The organism is Paenibacillus sp. 01L418 (genome assembly GCF_056400045.1).
On record NZ_JBFTSN010000279.1, the window covers coordinates 1 to 8,640 of the forward strand.

General features: G+C 44.9%; 10 protein-coding genes. All 10 read right to left on the reverse strand.

Going from position 1 to position 8,640, the window contains the following annotated elements; translation table 11 throughout:
• Positions 1–47: 47 nt before the first annotated feature.
• Complete coding sequence (locus AC1DSE_RS24645) at positions 48–254, reverse strand: hypothetical protein (RefSeq protein WP_076266876.1); 207 nt, start codon at positions 252–254, stop codon at positions 48–50.
• Positions 254–421, reverse strand: coding sequence for a YfhD family protein (locus tag AC1DSE_RS24650; RefSeq protein WP_076266875.1), 168 nt, complete (start codon positions 419–421; stop codon positions 254–256). Before AC1DSE_RS24650 ends, AC1DSE_RS24645 begins: the two co-directional genes overlap by 1 nt.
• A 110-nt stretch (positions 422–531) precedes the next feature.
• On the reverse strand, positions 532–1,662 hold the full coding sequence (gene dnaJ, locus AC1DSE_RS24655; protein ID WP_477528331.1) for a molecular chaperone DnaJ: 1,131 nt from the start codon (positions 1,660–1,662) through the stop codon (positions 532–534).
• A gap of 99 nt (positions 1,663–1,761) precedes the next feature.
• On the reverse strand, positions 1,762–3,594 hold the full coding sequence (gene dnaK, locus AC1DSE_RS24660) for a molecular chaperone DnaK (RefSeq protein WP_339203473.1): 1,833 nt from the start codon (positions 3,592–3,594) through the stop codon (positions 1,762–1,764).
• An 83-nt stretch (positions 3,595–3,677) separates the two neighbouring features.
• Positions 3,678–4,238: a nucleotide exchange factor GrpE gene (gene grpE, locus AC1DSE_RS24665; RefSeq protein ID WP_477511355.1), complete on the reverse strand. Its 561-nt coding sequence runs from the start codon at positions 4,236–4,238 to the stop codon at positions 3,678–3,680.
• A 52-nt stretch (positions 4,239–4,290) separates the two neighbouring features.
• Entirely contained in the window at positions 4,291–5,316 is a 1,026-nt protein-coding gene (gene hrcA / locus AC1DSE_RS24670) for a heat-inducible transcriptional repressor HrcA (protein ID WP_076266871.1), read from the reverse strand.
• Between the two features lie 261 nt (positions 5,317–5,577).
• Positions 5,578–5,853 carry a hypothetical protein gene (locus AC1DSE_RS24675; protein ID WP_076266870.1) on the reverse strand — a complete coding sequence of 92 codons (276 nt, stop codon included), beginning with the start codon at positions 5,851–5,853 and terminating at the stop codon, positions 5,578–5,580.
• A 199-nt stretch (positions 5,854–6,052) separates the two neighbouring features.
• Positions 6,053–6,523 carry an N-acetyltransferase gene (locus AC1DSE_RS24680; protein WP_076266869.1) on the reverse strand — a complete coding sequence of 157 codons (471 nt, stop codon included), beginning with the start codon at positions 6,521–6,523 and terminating at the stop codon, positions 6,053–6,055.
• An 83-nt stretch (positions 6,524–6,606) separates the two neighbouring features.
• Complete coding sequence (hemW, locus tag AC1DSE_RS24685) at positions 6,607–7,776, reverse strand: radical SAM family heme chaperone HemW (protein WP_477511354.1); 1,170 nt, start codon at positions 7,774–7,776, stop codon at positions 6,607–6,609.
• 145 nt (positions 7,777–7,921) lie between these two features.
• On the reverse strand, positions 7,922–8,640 hold a 719-nt coding region (locus AC1DSE_RS24690; RefSeq protein ID WP_477528332.1), incomplete at its 5' end, for an elongation factor 4 family protein.

An 8,640-nucleotide genomic window follows, 5' to 3' on the forward strand; every position in this document is an offset into this window, starting at 1 on the left:
AATAAAAGGGACTGAAGGCTATACTAGCCCACAGTCCCTTTTTATGTTTAAGTAATAATTGTATTTGCGTTGCCGCCCATTTGTTTAATAAGATGAAGCGCGCGTTCGGCGACTTCATCATCTATGGTTGCCGTCAGCAATCCACTGTCAAGCAACCCGTTCACTTCAATTGCACGCAGCGCTTGAAGCTTCCGCATCGTCTCCTGAGCAGCACCCTCACCCTCGAAGGTCGCTTGGATTTCAATATGGCTCATTATGCCTGCTCGTTGCGCTCATCAGCTGCAGCTGCACGCTGAGCAGCTTTGCGATCTGCTTCGTCAGCAAGCTCTTCAGAAAATTCCACATCTTCGTTTTCGCCTACAGGCAGGTTGCCAAAGTTTGTTTTCTCCAAGCTGTTATTGTTGTTGTTATTGTTTGTCATCGTATTAGTTCCCTCCGGTTGTGTGTTGATGTATGGTTTTCCTACCCGAATAGAGTATGTTAATCCACCCCATTCTATACAGCCGTGGGAAGAAAAAAAGACGTGCCGGGTTATTCACCGCGGAACGCCTTTTTCATTTTTTCGAATATAGATTCATGATGTTCTTGATCATTCGATACGGAATCGCCGCTTAGCCCGCCAAACTGACGAAGCAGGTCCTTCTGATCATCCGTCAAGCTCGTTGGTGTTACGATAGTAACCTTCACATGCTGATCGCCTTGACCGTATCCACGAARCTTAGGAACACCCTTGCCTTTGAGTCTGAAGTAAGTGCCTGTTTGTGTGCCAGCTGGCACCTTGAGCTTCACTTTCTCCGTTAACGTAGGAATCTCAATTTCATCGCCAAGAGCTGCTTGCACGAATGTAAGCGGAACTTCGCAATAAATATCATCGCCTTCACGTTCGAAAAACTCATGCGGCTTCACACGGATAACAATATACAAGTCGCCCGCAGGACCGCCGCGAAGACCGCCCTCACCCTCGCCAGACATACGGATTTGAGCTCCGTCATCTACGCCGGCTGGAATACGGATGTTGATTTTGCGTTGACGCTTCACTTTACCCGCGCCATGGCAAGTTGTACATTTATCTTTTATTACGCGGCCTGTTCCGCTGCAATTCGTACAAGCACGACGGTTGACCATACGGCCAAATGGCGTATTTTGAACAACCTCCTGCTGTCCGCTGCCCTTACAAACCGAACAGCTCTCCGGCTTCGTACCCGGCTTAGCTCCATCACCATGACAGGTATCGCAAGTTTCTGTTCTAGGAATCGTAATTTCAGTTTCTTTGCCGAATACCGCTTCCTTAAACTCAACTGTCATTGTATATTGCAGGTCATTGCCGCGCTGCGGTGCGTTCGGATCACGACGACCGCCTCCGCCGCCAAAAAACATGTCGAAAATATCGCCGAAGCCTCCGCCGAAATCAGCGCCGCCTCCGCCGCCCATACCTTGGTTTGGATCAACATGGCCGAACCGGTCATACGTTGAACGTTTTCCATCGTCACTTAGTACATCGTAAGCTTCTTTAACTTCCTTGAACTTCGTTTCTGCATCTGCAGCTTTATTTACATCGGGATGATATTGACGTGCTAGCTGACGGTATGATTTTTTAATATCGTCTGCTGAAGCATCCTTGCCAACACCAAGAACCTCATAATAATCGCGTTTGCTTGCCACCTGTTCTCACCTCCGCTATATATCCTATGATTCCTCTATAAGCACGAAAGGAGGTCAAAGCCAGGTAGCGCCTGTCTTTGACCTCTCGCTCGCTACACTTTATTTATTATCGTCAACCACTTCATAGTCAGCGTCTACTACATTGTCTTTGCCTTTTGCAGCGCCGCCAGCTTCTGGGCCAGCACCTTCAGCTGCTTGTGAAGCTTGCTCATAAAGCTTAACTGAAAGCTGTTGAACGATTTCAGTCAGCTCTTCAGCTGCTGCATTGATTTGCTCAAGATCGTCTGTTGCAAGTGCTGCAACTACTTTTTCTTTTGCAGCGTTAGCTTTTTCGATTTCAGAAGCGTCAACTTTATCGCCAAGATCTTTAATTGTTTTGTCAACGGAGTAAACCAATTGGTCAGCGCTGTTTTTTGCTTCAACAAGGTCACGACGTTTGCGATCTTCTTCAGCGTTAAGCTCAGCATCTTTCATCATTTGGTTGATTTCATCATCGCTTAGACCGCTTGAAGATGTAATCGTAATTTTTTGGCTCTTGCCTGTTCCTTTATCAAGAGCAGACACGTTTACGATACCGTTCGCATCGATGTCGAAAGTAACTTCGATTTGCGGAACGCCGCGTGGTGCAAGAGGAATATCGTTCAATGTGAAACGACCAAGCGTTTTGTTGCCTGCCGCCATCGAGCGCTCACCTTGCAAGACGTGAATTTCAACGCCCGGTTGATTGTCCGCATATGTGGAGTACACTTGCGATTTGCTTGTAGGAATCGTAGTGTTGCGATCGATCATCTTAGTGAACACGCCGCCAGCTGTTTCAATACCAAGCGACAATGGAGTAACGTCAAGCAATACAACGTCTTTCACATCGCCAGTCAATACGCCCGCTTGTACAGCTGCGCCAAGAGCTACAACCTCATCTGGGTTAACACCTTTATGCGGTTCTTTGCCGATCAATTTTTTAACTGCTTCTTGTACCGCTGGAATACGAGTCGATCCGCCCACGAGTACAACTTTATCGATATCGCTTGGGGACATTCCTGCATCGCTAAGCGCTTGACGAGTAGGTCCAAGCGTACGCTCTACAAGGGAAGCTGCAAGCTCTTCAAATTTCGCGCGAGTAAGGCTAAGCTCCAAATGCTGAGGAACGCCGTCAACCATTGTAATGAACGGAAGAGAGATAGCTGAAGTCAATACGCCGGAAAGTTCTTTTTTCGCTTTCTCAGCAGCATCTTTCAAACGTTGAACAGCTGATTTATCTTTGGAAAGATCAATGCCTTGCTCTTTCTTGAATTCAGCAACAAGGTGATCGATGACAACTTGGTCAAAGTCATCTCCGCCTAGTTTGTTGTCGCCGCTTGTCGCTTTAACTTCGAAGAAGCCATCGCCAAGCTCAAGAATGGAAACGTCAAATGTACCGCCGCCAAGGTCATAAACAAGAATCGTTTGATCTTCTGTTTTCTCAAGGCCGTATGCCAGTGCTGCAGCTGTTGGCTCGTTGACAATACGAAGAACTTCAAGACCAGCAATTTTACCAGCATCTTTAGTCGCTTGACGTTGGCTGTCATTGAAATAAGCAGGAACCGTAATAACGGCTTGCGTTACCGTTTGACCCAAGTAAGCTTCAGCATCAGCTTTCAATTTTTGCAAAATGATTGCAGAAATCTCTTGTGGTGTGTAATCTTTATCGTCAATTTTTTCTTTGTGGTTCGTACCAATGTGGCGTTTAATAGAGCTGATTGTACGATCAGGGTTTGTGATCGCTTGACGTTTTGCTGTTTCACCAACAACACGCTCGCCATCTTTCTTGAAACCTACTACGGAAGGAGTTGTGCGGTTGCCTTCCGGGTTAGGAATAACAACTGCTTCTCCGCCCTCCATTACTGCTACGCAAGAGTTTGTTGTACCAAGGTCAATACCAATTACTTTACTCATAGCTATAGTTCCTCCTACAATTTTTATATTTTATCCTAATAACAGCTTGCTTTGTCTCATTTATCGAGAAAAAGTTTTACCGTTTAACTGCTTACTTTAACCATCGCTGGACGCAATACCTTGTCTTTCAAGATATAGCCCTTCTGAACTTCCTCAACAATGATACCCTCTTCATACTCATCGGAATCTACTGTCATAATCGCTTGATGGAATTCAGGGTTAAAAGGCTCGCCAACTACGTTCATAGCTTTAAGGCCTTCCTGCTCAAGTGTTGACTCGAGCTGACGGAAAATCATGTCTACACCCTTCGCAAGTGATTCAAAATCACCGTTAACGGATGCGGCTGCTACAGCGCGCTCAAAATTATCTACAACCGGAAGCAGTTGACCGATCAGCTTCATCGATGCGTACTGTCCGAGTTCTTCTTTTTCTTTCATTGTACGACGGCGGAAGTTATCGAAATCCGCTTGTGCGCGCAAGAAGCGCTGCTCTTTCTCCTCAGCCAGCTTCACAAGCTCCGCATAACGCGAATCTTCTTCCACAACCTCGTTTACAGTATCCTCGCTTGCTTGATCTGATTGCTCAGCAGATACCACTTCTTCTACAGCCTCGGCTGCCTCATTATGTTGTTCTTTCGTACTCATGCAATCACCTCCTAAAAAAGTTTACGAAGTAAACTTGGCAAAATATCATTAATTACTTGTACCAGCGGCCAAGAAGAACCGCCATATCCTTGGATATAATATCCAATAAGCTAATGACTTTGCCGTATTCCATTCGCGTTGGTCCTAGAATGCCGATCGTTCCCAGCGATTGGCCATCAATGGCATAGGTTGCTGTGATAAGACTGCAATCGCTAATTGCCTTATGGTCATTTTCTGTCCCGATACGTACTTGTATACCTGACGGAAGGCCGGAAAACATTTTCATTATGGCTGGTGTCTCATCAAGCAAATCCAAAATCGTTTTTACTTTGTCTACATCCTTGAATTCAGGCTGTGTCAGCATATTGGTTGTTCCGCCTAAGAAGATTCGGTGCTCATCCTCATTCTGCAATGCATGATCCAGTACCTGCAGCAGCTGTTCATAATGATCAACATGCCTTTCAAGCTCTTGCCCAACTTCAGTGTAAAGCTTCGACCTTAGACGAATCAGCGGAACGCCAACCAATCTTGTGTTTAAAATGTTAACGACCTTTTCCATATCGTCCATTTTCAGGCCGTCAGGAATTGAAATCGTTCGATTTTCAACATGTCCAGTGTTCGTCACAATAATAGCAACTGCTGATGTTTGATCAAGCGGCACAAGGCCAAAATGCTTAAGCGATGTGCTGAACATTTCAGGTCCAAGCAAAATAGATGTGTAATTGGTTAAATTGGAGAGAATCATCGCCGTTTGTTGAATAACCTGCTCCATTTGATTCATTTTGTCCGTTACGAACGAGCGAACCACACCAATGTCTTTCTCATCCACTTCGCTAAGCTTTATTAAATGGTCGACATAATAACGGTAACCTTTCGTTGATGGAACACGCCCTGCTGACGTGTGCGGCTGCTCTAAGAAGCCTAGCTCCTCCAAATCCGCCATTTCATTGCGAATGGTTGCCGGACTAAAGCCAACGTCGCCGCGCTTCGAAATACTGCGTGAGCCTACTGGTTCAGCCGAGCGAATATAATCATCCACAATTGCATGTAAAATCATCCGTTGTCTCTCCGTCAGCATTCGAATTCCCCCTACGTAAATGTCAAATCCGTTATTTCGATGTACCTTCGTTAGCACTCAATCCGATCGAGTGCTAATCATTACTACAAAAATACCAAACCAGCTTGTCGATTGTCAAGTCAGTTCGGCATTTTTCATGCGCCTAATTCAATTTAAACATCTAATAAACGATTTAATCACCCAAGGAAACTCCGCTATGGCTTAAAGAAAAGCCGCTGTGCCAGCAATATATGTTGGCGCAGCGGCTTATTCTACAAACAATTACACTTTATGAACTCTTCCTGCTTCATCTGTTGCAAACTTTTCTCTTCTCACGCGATTTTCACCTTGGTATAGCTCTACAATACGATAAGGTGAAACGGAGTCATCTATAATAACTTTCCAGCCATTTGTATTTAGCAAAGCGAACAGTTCATCGTAACCCATTGCTTTAAAACCATAAAACCCGCTAAATCCTGCCCATTTCTTCAAAAGCACTGTCGTTACATGCTTTAGCTTATCCTCTACTGCTACGATTTGATCTTTTTTTTGGCTCATTTTTATTTCTCCTCTATATGACAATAAACATCTACCTTGACTATATACCAAAACGCGCAGCATTACTATCAACGAGTTCGGACAAACTAACATATTAGTTGAATGAAACAAAAAAACCACTTTCCCAATAGTCCTAATGCAAGCGCTAAAGGAGAGTGGTTTATTTTCAATAAAAGAAGATGCGTTCGGAAAATGTGCTTTAATTCAACATTCTCAGTACAGCTATTTCATCGCAAGCAAGCTGCTTTGGACAGTTGATGCAATCCTTCCAAACCTTTTCCGGGAAAATTTCCTTATCAACGACCTTGAAGCCATTTTTCTCAAAAAAGGACACGGCATAAGTTAAAGCCATCACCTTCGGAATTTGCTGCTCTCTAGCCTGCTCGATCAACGCTTCTACCAGCTTGCTGCCGATCCCTACGCCCTTGTAGCCATCCGACATGCCAAGCGAGCGAATCTCAACCAATTCTTTCCCTAGCCGCAGCAGTGAACCGCAGCCAACAACTTCTTCCCCAATTTCCGCGACGACGAATGTATCTATCATATATTCGAGCGCTTCCCGAGTGCGAGGCAGCATAATGCCTTGCTCTGCATAACCTTTAATTAGTTCAAACAATGTCTCGATATCATTAGACGTTGCTTTTCGACATACGACCTGTACTGCCTGCATTTGTGCATTCGCCTCCACCCGGTGCAAGATCAAAATCAATATGAATAAATATACACCACAACGAATTTTTTCTCAAGAGTATTTTAGCCGTTATATCCGATAAAAGCACCAAAAACTTCGTTCCCGAGAAGCACACCTTTGTCAGTCAATCGATAAATGATATCGTCTTCTGTTTGCTCAGCTTCCAGCAGGCCATCCTTCATTAATTTATGAATAACATTACCGAACTTGTCCTCCAGCTTCTGGCCTTCAAATTGGTTCGAGAAGCGTGATGCCGGAACTCCGCTCAGCAGCCTGAGCCCAACCATCATTAAATCCTCCATCGCTTCAGCTTCAGTAACTTCAAACGTTTCAAGGCGCGGAAGCTTGCTTGAAGCCGCATCGATATACGGTGTAATCCCTTTTAAATTGACATGACGCATGCGATTGACATAGCCATGCGCGCCCGCTCCGAGACCGTAATACGGCTCATTGCGCCAGTAAGTGGAATTATGGCGGCTCTCATAACCTGGTTCGGCGAAATTGCTAATCTCATAGTGGCCGTATCCATTTTTTTTCAACATGTCCATTAGCAAAATAAACATATTAAACTCTTCTTCCTCTGGGGGCAATGGCAGCTCATTACGCTCATAGAGCTTATGGAACAACGTATTTTCTTCTACTTTTAGACTGTAGATGGAGTAATGGGGCAATCCCAGCTCCATCGCTTTGTTCACACTGTCTCTTAACAGCTCAACTGTTTGACCTGGCAGGCCAAACATCAAATCGATTGATAAGTTAGTAAATCCAACTTTGCGTGCATTCTCGATACTGCGATATACATCATCTACGCTATGAATGCGGCCAATACGCTCCAGCAATCCATTATCAAAGGATTGAACCCCGAAGCTGATCCGGTTCACGCCGCCTTCCTTCATAGCTGTCAGCTTGTCTATGTCCGTTGTGCCTGGATTCGCTTCCATCGTAAACTCCACATCTGGAGCAAGCGGGAAATAAGTGCGTACTGCTTTTAGAAATCTATCCATTTGCGGAGGAGTCAGTACGGTAGGCGTACCTCCACCAACAAAAACAGTATCAATTTCTACTGGCGGCCATTCAGCAACTGTACGCTGCATTTCTTGCTCAAGCGCATCGAGATACTGATCAACAGGCTGTCCCTTTAGTACATAGGAAGTGAAATCGCAATAATGACATTTATTCGTGCAAAAAGGGATGTGTATATATAAAGCGCGTGGTGATTGCGTAATGTTCATCGTTAACATTCTCCTTCAAGCGTAAACGGCTGGCACTGCATTAAAGCGGCAGGCTCACGTCCCGCGTTGAAATATAAGTCGGTAAATACAGTTCACTTAAAATAGAAAAGAGGGAGAGCTGCGCCCTCCCTCATCCTCGTACGTTTTAATCCTCGCCGATTTTGAGTACCGCCATGAACGCTTCCTGCGGCACCTCTACACTACCTACTTGCTTCATCCGCTTCTTGCCTTCCTTCTGCTTCTCAAGCAGCTTCCGCTTCCGGCTAATGTCACCGCCGTAGCATTTGGCAAGAACGTTTTTACGCATTGCTTTTACTGTCTCACGCGATATGATTTTGTTGCCGATAGATGCTTGAATCGGCACCTCGAACATTTGACGCGGAATAAGTTCCTTCAGCTTTTCACAAATAACCTTGCCGCGTTGGTAAGCACGATCGCGGTGGACAATGACAGACAAAGCATCAACCTGTTCATTGTTAAGCATGATGTCCATTTTGACCAGATTGGATCTGCGGTAGCCCGATATCTCGTAATCGAACGATGCATAACCCTTTGTGCTTGATTTCAACTGATCGAAGAAATCATACACAATTTCTGACAAAGGTAATTGATACGTAAGCGTTACACGATTCAAATCCAAATATTCCATATTCACGAATTCGCCACGCTTGTTCTGGCAAAGCTCCATAATTGCGCCGACATAGTCATTTGGTACAATGATAGCAGCCTTAACGAAAGGCTCTTCTACGAAGTCAAGCTTGCCTGCTTCAGGATAGTTCGATGGATTATCAATCTCCATCGTTTCGCCATTTGTCAGTGTAATTTTGTAAACTACGCTTGGTGCTGTCGTAATAAGCGGGATGT